The sequence below is a fragment of the Cedecea davisae genome (genome assembly GCF_044095835.1).
Lineage (GTDB): Bacteria > Pseudomonadota > Gammaproteobacteria > Enterobacterales > Enterobacteriaceae > Cedecea > Cedecea davisae.
This window is the reverse complement of sequence record NZ_CP172054.1, coordinates 2439069-2452869: the sequence shown is the minus strand read 5'-3', so window position 1 is coordinate 2452869 and position 13801 is coordinate 2439069. Positions and strand designations below refer to the sequence as shown.

13 protein-coding genes are annotated in these 13801 nt (G+C 50.8%); 10 read left to right on the top strand and 3 right to left on the bottom strand.

All coding sequences use genetic code 11. The features are described from left to right. Positions 1 to 323 precede the first annotated feature (323 nt). The gene (locus ACG1VR_RS11875) at positions 324 to 581 is read left to right on the top strand and encodes a hypothetical protein (RefSeq protein WP_039898225.1); all 258 of its coding nucleotides are present in this window, start codon (positions 324 to 326) and stop codon (positions 579 to 581) included. Positions 582 to 693: 112 nt separating this feature from the next. On the opposite strand, the gene ACG1VR_RS11870 is transcribed toward ACG1VR_RS11875, so the two are convergent. After that, entirely contained in the window at positions 694 to 978 is a 285-nt protein-coding gene (locus ACG1VR_RS11870) for a hypothetical protein (protein ID WP_395491034.1), read from the bottom strand. Positions 979 to 1189: 211 nt separating this feature from the next. On the opposite strand from ACG1VR_RS11870, the gene ACG1VR_RS11865 reads away from it, so the two are divergent. Further along, on the top strand, positions 1190 to 2002 hold the full coding sequence (locus ACG1VR_RS11865; RefSeq protein ID WP_395491033.1) for an arylamine N-acetyltransferase: 813 nt from the start codon (positions 1190 to 1192) through the stop codon (positions 2000 to 2002). A 417-nt stretch (positions 2003 to 2419) separates the two neighbouring features. Here the strand turns inward: ACG1VR_RS11865 and ACG1VR_RS11860 are convergent, their stop codons facing one another. Further along, positions 2420 to 3061 (bottom strand): HD domain-containing protein, encoded by a 642-nt coding sequence (locus tag ACG1VR_RS11860; protein ID WP_395491032.1) that lies wholly within the window; start codon positions 3059 to 3061, stop codon positions 2420 to 2422. 113 nt (positions 3062 to 3174) lie between these two features. Here ACG1VR_RS11860 and ACG1VR_RS11855 point away from each other — a divergent pair, with 113 nt between their 5' ends. Then, positions 3175 to 4128 (top strand): GlxA family transcriptional regulator, encoded by a 954-nt coding sequence (locus ACG1VR_RS11855; protein WP_395491031.1) that lies wholly within the window; start codon positions 3175 to 3177, stop codon positions 4126 to 4128. Between the two features lie 33 nt (positions 4129 to 4161). Here ACG1VR_RS11855 and ACG1VR_RS11850 read toward each other — a convergent pair whose 3' ends face one another. Next, positions 4162 to 6198 (bottom strand): choline transporter, encoded by a 2037-nt coding sequence (locus ACG1VR_RS11850; protein ID WP_016536438.1) that lies wholly within the window; start codon positions 6196 to 6198, stop codon positions 4162 to 4164. A gap of 290 nt (positions 6199 to 6488) precedes the next feature. On the opposite strand from ACG1VR_RS11850, the gene betI reads away from it, so the two are divergent. The 7 genes from betI (at position 6489) to ACG1VR_RS11815 (ending at position 13792) form a co-directional block, all read left to right on the top strand. Next, positions 6489 to 7082 (top strand): transcriptional regulator BetI, encoded by a 594-nt coding sequence (gene betI / locus ACG1VR_RS11845; protein WP_172569978.1) that lies wholly within the window; start codon positions 6489 to 6491, stop codon positions 7080 to 7082. A gap of 17 nt (positions 7083 to 7099) precedes the next feature. Next, positions 7100 to 8572: a betaine-aldehyde dehydrogenase gene (gene betB / locus ACG1VR_RS11840; protein WP_395491030.1), complete on the top strand. Its 1473-nt coding sequence runs from the start codon at positions 7100 to 7102 to the stop codon at positions 8570 to 8572. A 19-nt stretch (positions 8573 to 8591) separates the two neighbouring features. Continuing rightward, a complete protein-coding gene (gene betA / locus ACG1VR_RS11835; RefSeq protein ID WP_395491029.1) occupies positions 8592 to 10277 on the top strand; it encodes a choline dehydrogenase in 1686 nt (561 codons plus the stop codon). Positions 10278 to 10379: 102 nt separating this feature from the next. Next, the gene (gene pptA, locus ACG1VR_RS11830) at positions 10380 to 10610 is read left to right on the top strand and encodes a tautomerase PptA (RefSeq protein ID WP_016536442.1); all 231 of its coding nucleotides are present in this window, start codon (positions 10380 to 10382) and stop codon (positions 10608 to 10610) included. A 165-nt stretch (positions 10611 to 10775) separates the two neighbouring features. Then, on the top strand, positions 10776 to 11912 hold the full coding sequence (locus ACG1VR_RS11825; protein ID WP_395491028.1) for a protein-tyrosine phosphatase family protein: 1137 nt from the start codon (positions 10776 to 10778) through the stop codon (positions 11910 to 11912). Positions 11913 to 12052: 140 nt separating this feature from the next. Beyond that, positions 12053 to 12844 carry an N-acetylmuramoyl-L-alanine amidase gene (locus tag ACG1VR_RS11820; RefSeq protein WP_395491100.1) on the top strand — a complete coding sequence of 264 codons (792 nt, stop codon included), beginning with the start codon at positions 12053 to 12055 and terminating at the stop codon, positions 12842 to 12844. A gap of 30 nt (positions 12845 to 12874) precedes the next feature. Then, the gene (locus ACG1VR_RS11815; protein ID WP_395491027.1) at positions 12875 to 13792 is read left to right on the top strand and encodes a hypothetical protein; all 918 of its coding nucleotides are present in this window, start codon (positions 12875 to 12877) and stop codon (positions 13790 to 13792) included. Positions 13793 to 13801 lie beyond the last annotated feature (9 nt).

Below are 13801 nucleotides of genomic sequence, written 5' to 3'. Positions count from 1 at the left end.
CGGGTTCGGAAGAAAACAAATTTGCAAAATGTATATCCCGTCTTGTTCTGGGTGAAAACCAGGCAAAGCGCCCCGAGCACAGAAGCCAGGCAGGCAATAAAATTCAGGGGGAATTAGTCGTTAAAGTTACAAATAGAGTTAATTTAATATCGTTAGATCAGCAGCTAATCCATTTTCACTGCCAATAAATGCTGATATCACTTTAATAATCACCCATAAAAATGATCTTTTTATGCAAATTTAATTTTACCCATATGCTTAGCTTGGCGGGCACCAAAGGATATAAAAAAATTTTAATATCTATGTCAGGAGTGGATTTGTTAATGGTTAAATTATCAGGCTGCGCTCAATCATCCCGCACTATGGTGAACGTTGAGGCAGTGCATCAAAAAGAGAAGTTAAGTAATAAAGAAACGAGGAGCGTTTCGCCAGTGGGTGAAAATCTGCTAAAAGCCGCAAATACAAATGATTGTAGCTTTATTATGGCGAAGCCATTTAGGGATGAGGCCTTTGTTGAAGGGCAGGTCGCCCGCAAAGCCTGTTCGTTCACGCTTATTGCAAAACCCGATGGAAAGGGGTGAGAAAAACGGAATGTAGCCATAAATTGACTGGAATTGGCTGCAAAATAGAGAGTTAGCGCTAGATTAAGGCAGGTTTGTGTAGTGATACAAACCTGTCATTACGATTTATGGACTAAAACTCTCCCATGTCATAGAGTTTCTTGACTGCGCCCGGGATGGGTTTATTGAAAGTTACATCTGGATTGAATTTTATTTTACGCAGCGGCTTAGTATACTGGTGCTGATTTTTAGCACAGGTATCTTTTTCATCAAAAATTATTTTTTCATTACTATTGCAAACGTCAGTGATATGAAGTGGTAATTTGTTTTTTTGGGAGTTTTGTTGTGATGCATTTAATGCCACGGTCCTTAGTCCAGGGCTCACAGATTTCGTAGCTGAGGTGTCTGTAGTATTCACGATGATTTCCTTTAAAAATTCAACTGTGGAGTGAGTAGTGCAACACACCCCGGTCATGCTAATTATTAAAAAACGCCCATAACTGTTTTCAACGATGGTAAAGGCGGTGTGCTATTGCGAAAAATTTCTGGTACCAGAGCACTAACGATCATCTCCTCTGCAGGAGGCGCATTTATAGTGATGCCATTATTTACAGCATGGAATCAGCAAAATGGCATTAGATCTCGACCGCTACTTCAGGCGTATTCACTATCGTGGGCCACGCGCCGCTTCTCTCGAAACTTTACGAGCCCTTCATCTGGCACATACCTGTGCTATTCCGTTTGAGAATCTGGACGTCCTGCTCGGCAGAACTATTCAAGTTGACGACGATAGCGTGTTTGAAAAACTGGTTATTGCTGGGCGTGGCGGCTGGTGCTTTGAACAAAACGGACTGTTTCGCAACGTGCTCGCTGAACTGGGTTTTGAGGTGGAGAATTTGTCAGGCCGAGTGCTGCTGGCAAACCCGCCGCAGATGCCCGCCCGTAGCCATCGCCTGACCAAAGTTACCCTCAATGGCGAAGCGTGGATTGCCGACGTTGGATTCGGAGGCAAAACTTTGCCCGCGCCGGTACGGCTGGTTGAAGGCGAGCTTCAGGCCACCACTCACGGCGTTTACAGCCTGGAAAGAGTGGAAAATGACTGGCTGCTTAAATTCCACGGCGACGACAAAATTATTAACCTTTATCGCTTCAATCTCGAACCGCAATATCTCTCTGATTATGAAATGGGTAATCACTATGTGGCGACCTGGCCACAGTCGCATTTCCGCCACTGCCTGACTCTGAGCCTTTACCTGCCAAACGGAGAGAAAAATACGCTCTATAGCGCTGGGGAAAATGCTCCCGCGTTTGAAAGCGCAGAGCAGCTTTACCATCATCTTCAAAGCGATTTCAATCTGAGGCTGGATCACCCGCGCCACGGTATTCAGCTTGATGAGTTCTCAACAATGCTGGATCGAATTGGCGTTATTCCTCACGCCTGACCGATGAACCGCAGTATTTGTGCCAAACGGGGCGCGGAGATCGCCAACGATCCCTGTGACCTCGTTTAAAATGCGGCATAAAATTGTGCTTTTATTTTTTAGGGCAGTGAAATTATCTGGTTTCGCGCGCGAGGGTGGCGCTGCGGCAGCGATAATATGATGAATATTCAAAAATTGACGATACTTTGAAAATTTCCTTTATCAATTTGAGCTTTTTTCTTTTAGCATAACGGCGGTTCTAACTCAGCCTGGCACACCGGTTAACAAACAAACGTTATGAAAAACATCTTTCTGGCAATCGTTCTCTCTCTTATGGTTATTGGCGCATTTGCGCACGATCCGCAGCCTGGTTCCGGGCTTGACGCTATTGCGGCGGTTCAGGGCAGGTAACGGCTTCGCCACCCGCCCGGGAAAAGCTTAACCTACCCAGCGGGAGGCGCGGATAATACTGCAGAAGTTCAGCGGCGCAAACGCTGGCTCCTTATCCTTTATGACATCGGCCTTCACGTTACCAAACGTGGTGGCTGGTTTGTGTTTTATCCCGTCGTAGAACGCCTGAATAATCTCTTCTTTAAACGCCGCCGGGCGAGGGTGCTGGTTCACAACCTGTTCGCGCTGTCGGTCGCTGAATTTCTCATAATCAATCCCAAGCACATCCATTTCGACCCCTGCGGTGACCAGAGCGATTTCCGGTGCCATAAATTCTGGGATCCCCGGCGTGGTATGCAGCGCAATTGCCGTCCACACTTTGTCGATATCTTCCTGTTTTACGCCGTACTGGCGTAAAAAGTCCCGGGCGGCAAAAGCGCCGTCTACTTCAAAGCGCTTATCGCAGCTACAGTGCTCGTGGGTCAACCCCATGTCGTGAAACATACAGCCGATGTAGAGCAGTTCATGGTCAACGTTAAGCTCGCGGCGCTGCCCCGCAAGCGCGGCCCAGTAGTAAACGCGGCTGGAGTGGTGAAACAGCAGCTCTGACTCGGTATCACGCACCAGCTGCGTGGCATCGCGGGCCATTTTGCTGTCCGGAATGGCGACGCCATCAATATTCAAGCTCATCTCTTTCTCCTCATGTTGGTGTTGAGGTAGCATAGGCCGCATTCAAAATGTCTCAAATGATCGTATGGCGACGATTATAGACATATGGCGTAATAAGCGACGTGGAGACGGCAATGGCCCATAACGTACTGATTCTGGCAGTCCCCGGCGTTCAGCTGCTCGACGTTTCCGGCCCGCTGGATGTGTTTGCCGAAGCAAACCGTATCCTGCGGCGCGAGGTTTATCTCCCGGTAGTGGTGGGCCTGGATGAAACCATCATTGTGGCCTCCTCCGGGGTAAGATTGCTGGCGGACTGCCTATTGGCCGATGTGGAAGCGGGGCGAGAAGCCACGTTTTTACTGGCCGGTGCGCCGGACGCGGGGGAGCGTTTTCTTAGCGAAAAACAGAGCGCTGATATTCTCCGTCTCTGCAAGCGTAGCCGTCGTTTTGGCTCGGTATGTACCGGCGCACTGCTGCTCGCGCAAACCGGTTTGCTGAGCGGAAAGAAGGTCACTACTCATTGGTCAACGGCTTCGCTGCTGGCGGCGCGTTACCCGGAAACTGACGTTACCGCCGATGCTTTATACGTTATGGACGGGCCACTGCGCACCGCGGCAGGCGTGACATCAGGCCTGGATCTGGCGCTGCGGCTGGTGGAAGAAGATTTGGGGCGTGAAGTTGCCCAGGACGTGGCGGCGAATCTGGTCATGTTCTTCAAGCGCCCGGTGAACCAAAATCACTTTATTCGCGAGCAGAAAACTTCTCTGAGCGGGCGCAGCGCTTTACAGGATCTTCAGCGCTGGACGCTGGCTAATCTTGCAAATGTTGCCACGGTGCAGCAGATGGCCGCGCATATACATCTCAGCGTGCGCCACCTGACGCGTCTGTTTCATCAGGAGATGCAGATGACGCCGGGTGAGTGGCTGGAAGCGGAGAAGGTGGCAAAGGCCAGGCAATTACTGGAGGCGGGCGAGTTGCCGGTCAAAGCGATCCCAGCCGCCAGCGGCTTTTCAGGAGTGGATACGCTGCGGCGGGCATTTGTTCGCCGCATGGGGATAACGCCCGCCGCATATAAGAAACTTTATTAATCGCGTTCCTGCTCGAACAGAAACGCGCCTGGATTATACGTTCGGGAAAGTAATGTTGCTTCCCGGCGCTTCACGATGGAGGTGGATAAAGTTCAGGTGACGTTCGTACTGGTCAAGAATGTCGATGATTACCTGTTCTTTGCTGTAGTCCATCAAATCGTTGCCCTGGCTGCCTTCCAGCAGGAAGGTTTCCAGCCGGTAATAGGTCGATTTACCGCTGCGCGCCCGGTAGGTAAAGCCCGGTACCGAATATTTCTGCGGCCAGATCTGGTAAACAAAGTTTTGCTCATCGCCCATATGTACCCGCAGTTCCAGATGCCCCAGTTTCTCGTCGGGTAGCGGCGGCTCTATAGAAAGCTCGGCCTTCGCGCCGCGCAGTTCCAGTTCATGAGAAACCTCTTCCATTGCCGGGTAGCAGACGGTATCCATCATTTTCTGCGTATAGCGGGTACCGGGGTAGTTCATCAGGCGTGACAGACGCTTCTTCCAGCCGAGTCTATCCTGCGCCGTCATCATATACGGTGCGGTATCGCGGCTGGCGCTGACGCGGCGGTAGTCCTCAATCTTCAGTGATTTATACAGCCCGGCCATCACGAAGAAGATAACAAAGCTAAACGGCAGCCCCATAATCACCGTCATGTTTTGCAGCGCAGAAATGCCGTTGGTCATCAGCATGCCCATGGTCAGCAGGCCAATGGCAATGGACCAGAAAATGCGCAGCCAGTTTGGCGCATCGCTGTTTATATCCTTCAGCTTCGAAGTAAAGTTCCCCAGCACCAGCGCGCCGGAGTCCGCAGAGGTCACGTAGAACAGCAGGCCGGTTATGGTGGCAACCGAGGCGCTGAAGGTAAAGCCGGGATACTGAGCCAGCAGGCTATAGAAACCGCGTTCCGGGTGGGCCATCGCTTCCTGAGCAAAGGTGCCGTCGCCGTGGATTATTTCGTACAGGGCGCTGTTGCCGAATACCGAAAGCCACAGCAGGGTGAAGGTGAACGGAATAATCAGCGTTCCGAGTACAAATTCGCGGATGGTACGCCCGCGTGAAATACGCGCCAGGAACAGGCCGACAAACGGCGACCAGGCCACCCACCAGGCCCAGAAGAAAAGGGTCCAGTTGTTCATCCACTCCACCGGGCGGTCGAAGGCAAAGCTATTCAGCGTCATGCCCATGAATCGATTGACGTAATCCCCGACGTTGAGCACCAGGGCGTTAAGCAGAAACTCGGTATTGCCCATAAACAGCACGAACAGGATCAGGCCAAGCGCCAGCGCCACGTTTAACTCGGAGAGGATGCGAATGCCTTTATCTACGCCAGACGTCACTGAAATGGTGGCGATAATCACCGAAAGCACGATTAATGCAGCCTTTGCGCCCATGCTGTCCGGGATATCAAACAGCACATTCAGCCCGTAGTTAAGCTGCACTACGCCGATGCCGAGCGTGGTCGCTATGCCGAAGATGGTGCCGATAACGGCGGCGATATCCACGGTGTGGCCGATTGGGCCGTTAATCTTCTTGCCGAAAATGGGATATAGCGCCGAGCGAATCGTCAGCGGCAGGTTATAGCGGTAGCTGAAGTAGCCAAGCGCGATGCCCATCAGAGCATACATCGACCAGCCGGTGAGACCGTAGTGGAAAAGCGTCCAGACCATCGCCTGGCGGGCGGCCTCAATGGTTTGCCCCTGGCCTTCCGGGGGCTGCATATATTGCGTCACCGGCTCGGCAACCGAGAAGAACATCAGGTCGATGCCGATCCCGGCGGCAAACAACATTGCGGCCCAGCTAAGCACGCTGAATTCTGGCTTAGATTGCTCGGGGCCAAGCTTGATGGAACCGAAGCGTGAACAGGCAATAAATACCACAAATACAATATAAAGCGTGGCGGCCAGCAGGTAATACCAGCCGAAGCGGGAGGAGACCCAGTTCAGGGTGTGGCCAATCAGGTTTGCGGAGAGATCGCTGTAAAAAATGGTCATCAGGGAAAATAACAAAATCAGCCCGGCGGAAGTGTAGAACACCACCGGGTTGATTTTGTCTTTTTCGCTTTCGGCAATAACGGGCTTCGTCATCGATTACCTCTGGTTAAGTAACGGTGACTACTCTAATGAGCAGTTAAGTTTTTCTTGTGGATTCATGCGAGGTGGATTTTTAACAAATCCATAATGAATGTTGGGTCTCTAAAAGGCCTTTATTATTATCTCATTGAAATAAATCAAATTAAACCCTCTTTTTCTTGTCGTGGATGCGAATGATTCGCTGTTTTCCTACCGTAACGTAACAATTAATACACATTTTATATTGAACGTTCAATCAATAAAAGTTTAAATAGATAACCATAATTGATGGATGGAGCGGAGCCATGCCGAAAAAAGGTATGCAACCGATACGGCGGCGTCAGCTGATTGACGCCACCCTGAATGCAATAAATGAAGTGGGAATGCACGACGCGACGGTTGCCCAGATTGCCAGGCGCGCCGGGGTATCCACCGGCATCATCAGCCACTATTTTCAGGATAAGAACGGCCTGCTGGAAGCCACCATGCGCGACGTGACCAGGCAACTACGAGACGCGGTGGTCGGCAGGTTAAAGGCTCTGCCCGGTGCACCAGCGGCAAGGCGGTTGTGTGCGATTGTTGACGGTAACTTTGATGAGACCCAGACGCACAGCGCGGCGATGAAGGCGTGGCTGGCTTTTTGGGCCAGCAGCATGCACCAGCCGATGCTCTACCGGCTACAGCAGGTCAGCAGCCGCCGTCTGCTATCCACGTTAACCGCAGAGTTCCGGCGCGAACTGCCTCAGCAGGAAGCGAGACTTGCCGGTTACGGGCTGGCGGCGTTGATAGACGGCCTGTGGCTGCGGGCTGCACTAAGCGGCAAGCCGTTCGATCGTAAAGCCGCGAGCGTGCTGACAACGCAATTTATCGACCAGCATCTTGCTACGGTCAAAAAGTAATTTAGTGAGGAGAAAACATGTCCCGATTCGGTGAACAACAGCTCTATATCGACGGTGGTTACGTTGCCGCTTTAAGCGGTGAGACTTTCGAAACCATCAACCCGGCGAATGGTGAAGTGTTGGCGGTCGTGCAGGCCGCCGGTCGGGAAGATGTTGATCGTGCCGTTGCCTCGGCTAAAAAAGGGCAAAAAGAGTGGGCGGCAAAAACGCCGATGGAACGCTCCCGCGTGCTGCGCCGCGCGGTGGAAATCTTGCGCGAACGCAATGACGAACTCGCGGAACTGGAAACGCTGGACACGGGCAAAGCGTTTAGCGAAACCGCGAGCGTGGACATCGTAACTGGCGCGGACGTGCTGGAGTATTACGCGGGGCTGACCACCACACTCGAAGGGCAGCAGATCCCGCTGCGAGACAGTTCGTTTGTCTACACCCGCCGCGAACCGCTGGGCGTGGTTGCAGGGATTGGCGCGTGGAACTACCCGATTCAGATTGCCCTGTGGAAGTCCGCTCCGGCGCTGGCCGCGGGTAATGCGATGATTTTTAAACCGAGCGAAGTGACTCCGCTTACCGCGCTGAAGCTGGCGGAAATCTACACCGAGGCGGGCCTGCCGGATGGCGTATTCAACGTGTTGCCGGGTGTTGGCGCTCAAACGGGGCAATTGCTGACCGAGCACCCGGGGATTGCCAAAGTGTCGTTCACCGGCGGCGTAGCCAGCGGCAAAAAAGTGATGGCCAACGCGGCGGGCTCCACGCTGAAGCAAGTCACCATGGAGCTTGGCGGTAAATCTCCGCTGGTTATTTTCGACGATGCCGACCTCAACATGGCGGCGGATATCGCGATGATGGCCAACTTCTACAGTTCCGGCCAGGTCTGTACCAATGGAACCAGAGTTTTTGTTCCTGCCGCGCTTAAAGCCGAGTTTGAACAGAAAATTATCGAGCGTGTAGGTCGTATCCGCGCAGGAGACCTGATGGATCCCCAGACCAATTTTGGCCCGCTGGTCAGCTTCCCACACCGTGAAAACGTGCTGCGCTACATCGAGTCTGGCCGTGAAGAGGGCGCTACGCTGCTGTGCGGCGGCGACAGGCTGCGTGGTGAAGGGTTCGATAACGGAGCCTGGGTCGCGCCTACCGTGTTTACCGACTGCCGTGACGAGATGAAAATCGTGCGCGAAGAGATCTTCGGCCCGGTCATGGCAATTCTTAGCTACGAGTCGGAAGACGAAGTTATCCGCCGTGCCAATGATACAGATTACGGCCTGGCGGCGGGCGTGGTGACTAACGACCTGACTCGTGCTCACCGCGTTATTCATCAGCTTGAAGCGGGTATTTGCTGGATCAACACCTGGGGTGAGTCTGCCGCAGAAATGCCGGTTGGGGGCTATAAGCACTCCGGTATCGGTCGCGAAAATGGCCTGATGACCCTGCAAAGCTATACGCAAGTTAAGTCAATCCAACTGGAGATGGGCACTTATCAATCAGTCTTTTAACCCCACCTGAGGAGGATGAATGGAATTTGATTACATCATTATTGGAGCCGGTTCCGCAGGTAATGTTTTAGCTGCACGTTTAACCGAAGATCCGCAGACCACAGTTCTGCTGCTGGAGGCCGGTGGCCCGGACTACCGCTTTGATTTTCGTACCCAAATGCCTGCGGCACTGGCCTTCCCGCTTCAGGGAAAGCGTTATAACTGGGCCTATGAAACCGAGCCTGAACCCTTTATGAACAACCGCCGCATGGAGTGCGGGCGCGGTAAAGGTCTGGGAGGCTCCTCGCTGATTAACGGCATGTGCTACATCCGCGGTAATGCGATGGATCTCGACAACTGGGCAACATTGCCAGGCCTTGAAAACTGGAGCTATCTTGACTGCCTGCCGTATTACCGCAAGGCGGAAACCCGCGATATCGGGCCGAACGATTACCACGGCGGTGAAGGCCCCGTTTCGGTTACCACACCAAAGCAGGGAAATAACCCGCTGTTCCACGCCATGATAGAGGCGGGCGTTGAGGCTGGTTATCCGCGAACCGATGACCTGAACGGCTATCAGCAGGAAGGTTTCGGCCCGATGGACCGCACGGTAACGCCGAAGGGCCGCCGCGCCAGTACCGCGCGTGGTTATCTTGACGTAGCGAAAAAGCGCGACAATTTGACTATCGTGACCCACGCGACGACTGACCGTATTCTGTTTGACGGTCTGCGTGCGGTTGGCGTTGAATATCTGGCCGGTGAGAGCACTATCCACTCGGTTGCAAAAGCGCGTAAAGAGGTATTGTTGAGCGCGGGCGCTATTGCGTCCCCACAAATTTTGCAGCGTTCCGGCGTGGGTAATGCCGAATTGCTGGCAAGTATGGAGATCCCGGTGGTTCACGATCTACCCGGCGTGGGGGAGAACCTTCAGGATCACCTGGAAATGTATTTGCAGTATGAATGTAAAGAGCCCGTATCGTTATACCCGGCGCTGCAATGGTATAACCAGCCGCAGATAGGTGCGGAATGGCTGTTTAAAGGCACCGGTGTGGGGGCCAGTAATCAGTTCGAAGCTGGCGGATTTATTCGCAGCCGCGAAGAGTTTAGCTGGCCGAATATTCAGTATCATTTCCTGCCGGTGGCGATTAACTACAACGGTTCCAATGCGGTGAAAGAGCACGGTTTTCAGTGTCACGTTGGTTCTATGCGTTCGCCAAGCCGCGGGCGCGTACAGCTTAAATCCAGAGATCCGCACCAGCATCCGAGCATTCTGTTTAATTATATGGCTCACGAGCAGGACTGGCAGGAATTCCGGGACGCGATTCGCATCACGCGTGAAATTATGGCCCAGCCCGCGCTGGATAAATATCGTGGCCGCGAAATCAGCCCTGGTCTGGATTGCCAGAGCGACGAGCAGTTGGACGAGTTTGTGCGTAACCATGCCGAAACCGCTTTCCACCCGTGCGGCAGTTGCAAAATGGGCCACGACGACATGGCGGTAGTTGACGGAGAAGGGCGCGTACACGGCTTGCAGGGGCTGAGGGTGGTGGATGCTTCCATCATGCCGCAAATTATTACCGGCAACCTGAATGCGACAACCATTATGATTGGCGAGAAAATTGCCGATGCCATACGCGGCAAAGCCCCGCTCCCGCGCAGCAGCGCCAGCTACTATAAAGCAGAAGGTGCACCGGTAAGAAACGAACCGGCCCGCAAAATTCAGTAACCATTAAAGGCCAGCTTTGCTGGCCTTTCTTCTCTGTGCCGCTTGCTTCACTCGTTCAATAAGCAGTAAAACTACTGTTCAACAACAAGATGGAGAGTCACCGTGCCGCATATCGAAATCAAATGTTTTCCCCGTGAGCTGAGCGAAGAGCAGAAGCAGGCCATTGCCAGCGAAATGTGTGATGTGCTGAAAAAGCATTTTGGCTCCAAGGATGAGTCGCTGTCCGTGGCGCTAAAAATGATTGAGCAGGCGCGCTGGAAAGAGGAGGTCTGGGACACGCAGCTTGCCCCTGAAATGGATTCTCTATTGAAAAAACCGGGTTATAGCCTGTAGTTTTTATCGTGACTGGCCCCTGCAACGGGGGCTTATATCTATATTATTCATAGTAAAACATCGTTTTATGCAAGAAAACCAGCCCCTAACCTTTAACATTCATCCCGGTTCGTTATCTCGTATTACACACGCAATGTGAATTGCTAAGATTAAATGGGGATTGAAATGAATAATATATCTCTTGGTATAAAAGCTTATTTATTCAGGAATGTTACATCAGCTGTTATGCTGGCGGAGAACAGAAGATCGCCCGGAAATATTCGTTTTGCAGAAAAGCTGCTCTGTGCAAGACAATCTTCATCTCGATTCAATAGAGATAAAATCATTGAGTTTATGGGAAGGAAGGTAAGTAAGGGTGAAAAATATGATGTACTTTACAAGGTTATTTGGGATTTAAAGAAAATCCAGATTCCAGAAAAAAACATCCCTGGCGATCGTGATATTTTGAAGACACGACTAACAGAATTACAGCAGCAGTTGCTACCCAGTGCCCGTCGTAACTTTGGTCGATATTTCCTGTCAAGCCAGGCGCAAAGCGATAAGGTGCCGGATGAATGCAGGATTAACCGTTTTGAAGACATCGGGGCAGATGTTTTTACTCGTGTTGGCAATAATCTCAATGCAAACAGAGTCGTGGTTAATGAAAATAATCTCGCCATTGCCAGTCAATACCCATTAAAACATCAAATTGAAAACCATTTAAAGATGCTGGTTGATAACCGCACGCCTGTGATGGCTGTTCTGGCATCACGTCAGGAAATCGATGATAGCAGCAATCAAATGCCGGACTATTTCACCACGTCGAATAGATATCCTTGCGGGGTAAATACGCAATCCACATTAATGAAGACAGAATTATTAGGCGATGGCGTCGAAGCAAATGTTTATCGCCTGGATATTCACGGTTATGATAAGAGCATCTCAACCCATGTTTTGCATGTGCACAATTGGCCAGATAAAACGGCTTTAAGTTCGAGGTTAACTAAAAAGCTCGCCCGGACAATTAATAAATGGACCGATAATGGGGTTGCAAAACTTAAGGAACAAGGCAGTCTCGCGGCTAACGACCCGGATAAAATGTTACCGGTAGTGCATTGTCGGGCCGGAGTAGGCCGCACCGGGCAGATTATTGCCGCAATGGCGATGGATAAACAGGATAAACAAATTAGTCTTGAGAAAATCGTCACCGATATGCGCAATACCCGCAGTGGTTTTATGGTCCAGAAAGATCGGCAACTTGACGTTTTGGTTGAGATTGCTGAACAACAGGGGCGACCTCTTATTGAAAACAAAGGTGCTTAAACATGCCGATAGATAAAATAGCTGCCGGTGTCGTTCCCGGTATGCAAAAGGGTCCAGGCGTTCCGGATGACAAACAGAGCACCGGAGAGACAAAATCCTCACTGAGCCAGTTAAAACATGCCGGGCAGGCTGGCCCGGAAATGAAGTTTAACCCGCCAGTACCGGTCAAAATTGACTATAACGCATACCGTTCCGTCAAAAGTTACAATCCCAGAGTTCGTTTTCTGGTCATGCACTATACGGCGCAGAATTTCGCAGACTCAGTAACCTCGCTAACCGGGAATAGCGTAAGTGCCCATTATCTGATACCCGATCCTACGGACAAAACCTATCTTGCCTCAGGTTTCAACGATATGCGCATCTTTAACCTTGTTGATGAAAAAGAGCGGGCCTGGCATGCGGGCGTCAGCAACTGGGCCGGACGGAGCAATATTAATGACACCTCGATAGGTATTGAAATTGTTAATCTTGCCTCGGATGATGGCCAGGGTAATCTGAATTTCCCTCCCTTTAATGAACAGCAAATAGAAGCCGTCAGGCAACTCAGCCTGAATATCCTCCAGCGCTACCCGGATATTTCACCGAATAATATTGTCGGGCATTCAGATATTGCCCCCGGCCGTAAAAATGATCCCGGTGCGGCATTCCCCTGGCAACAACTTAGTGAGGCAGGCGTAGGGGCATGGTATCAGCAAGATATTAAAGATAGTTATCTTCGCCAGTTTACTGCTCAAATGCCGGCGGAGAGTGAAGTAATAGAAAAACTTGCCGCCTACGGTTATGACGTATCCGGTGCCGGTACAGATGAAGGGAAAAAGTTATTGTTTCAGGCCTTCCAGCTCCATTTCCGCCAGAGTGATTACGCTGGCGAAATAGATGCTGAAACGGCGGCAATAATTTATGCGCTGGTGGATAAATACACTGGCCGATAATAATGCGTCATGATAGAAAAGGAGCGACACATGCCTTATTCAGCCTTGCTGCCGGGAACGACAACGGGACGAGCGGCAGTTTGTCAGCAACAAAATGATATAGCTCAGAGCGGTAGTACCTCACAAGTTAAAAGAACATCTGCCGAACATATGTCTGACGCTAGCCTGAACTGTTCTTTCACTTCTAAAATCAATAGATTGAGCAACGTGCCGGAGGAGTTTAAGGGGACGGCTCCACGCTCTTCTTCGCCGGTGAAACAAGCGATAATACATAAGCAGTCTTTTGCCGATGAGCATGGGGTTGATAACAAACCGCGCACAGGAAAAAGAAAATCTGTGACAGGCGAACCTGATGTCACCGCAGTGACTTCTAAAAAAGCTCATTTTGAACCCGGTCATCCCAAACAAGAATCAACATTCAATTTTGGGGATCTTATTGGTAGCGGTGAAGTAGGAGATGTTTATATAGATGCCGACGATGAAGAATATTTAATCAAACGTTATCATAATGAAACTATGGATGATGTGCCAGAGATAGCAAGGCATGAAACGGCTATGTTTAAACTCTATTACGGTGAGGACTCGGCATCGCTGCTGGTAGATGAACATGGGGATCATTACATAAGAATGCTCCGTGTGCCGGGGAAAGCGTTGGATTCTTTACCTGCTGGCAGTTTACCATATGATGCAGAGCAAAGATTTTTTGATATGATCAACAGGCTTGATAGCCTTGGAATAACGCATGACGATCTTCATCTCGAAAATATTTTGTGGGATGACGCTTCACAATCTTTTTTCCCCATTGATATAAACAATGGCAAGCATTCCTTTTTTGATGCCAGCGCCGAAAGTAAGGTACAGTTTAATACTATGAGTGAGGATGATTTCAATAAGATCCTGGAAGAAATAAAAAACCACAAAACCTCTATTGCAGATGTTATCACCTGATAATAGAGG

Coding starts and splice junctions, on each gene's coding strand:
- ACG1VR_RS11875 (WP_039898225.1), top strand. CDS start 324: ATGGTTAAATTATCAGGCTGCGCTCAATCATCCCGCACTATGGTGAAC.
- ACG1VR_RS11865 (WP_395491033.1), top strand. CDS start 1,190: ATGGCATTAGATCTCGACCGCTACTTCAGGCGTATTCACTATCGTGGG.
- ACG1VR_RS11860 (WP_395491032.1), bottom strand. CDS start 3,061: ATGAGCTTGAATATTGATGGCGTCGCCATTCCGGACAGCAAAATGGCC.
- ACG1VR_RS11855 (WP_395491031.1), top strand. CDS start 3,175: ATGGCCCATAACGTACTGATTCTGGCAGTCCCCGGCGTTCAGCTGCTC.
- ACG1VR_RS11850 (WP_016536438.1), bottom strand. CDS start 6,198: ATGACGAAGCCCGTTATTGCCGAAAGCGAAAAAGACAAAATCAACCCG.
- betI (WP_172569978.1), top strand. CDS start 6,489: ATGCCGAAAAAAGGTATGCAACCGATACGGCGGCGTCAGCTGATTGAC.
- betB (WP_395491030.1), top strand. CDS start 7,100: ATGTCCCGATTCGGTGAACAACAGCTCTATATCGACGGTGGTTACGTT.
- betA (WP_395491029.1), top strand. CDS start 8,592: ATGGAATTTGATTACATCATTATTGGAGCCGGTTCCGCAGGTAATGTT.
- ACG1VR_RS11825 (WP_395491028.1), top strand. CDS start 10,776: ATGAATAATATATCTCTTGGTATAAAAGCTTATTTATTCAGGAATGTT.
- ACG1VR_RS11820 (WP_395491100.1), top strand. CDS start 12,053: ATGAAGTTTAACCCGCCAGTACCGGTCAAAATTGACTATAACGCATAC.
- ACG1VR_RS11815 (WP_395491027.1), top strand. CDS start 12,875: ATGCCTTATTCAGCCTTGCTGCCGGGAACGACAACGGGACGAGCGGCA.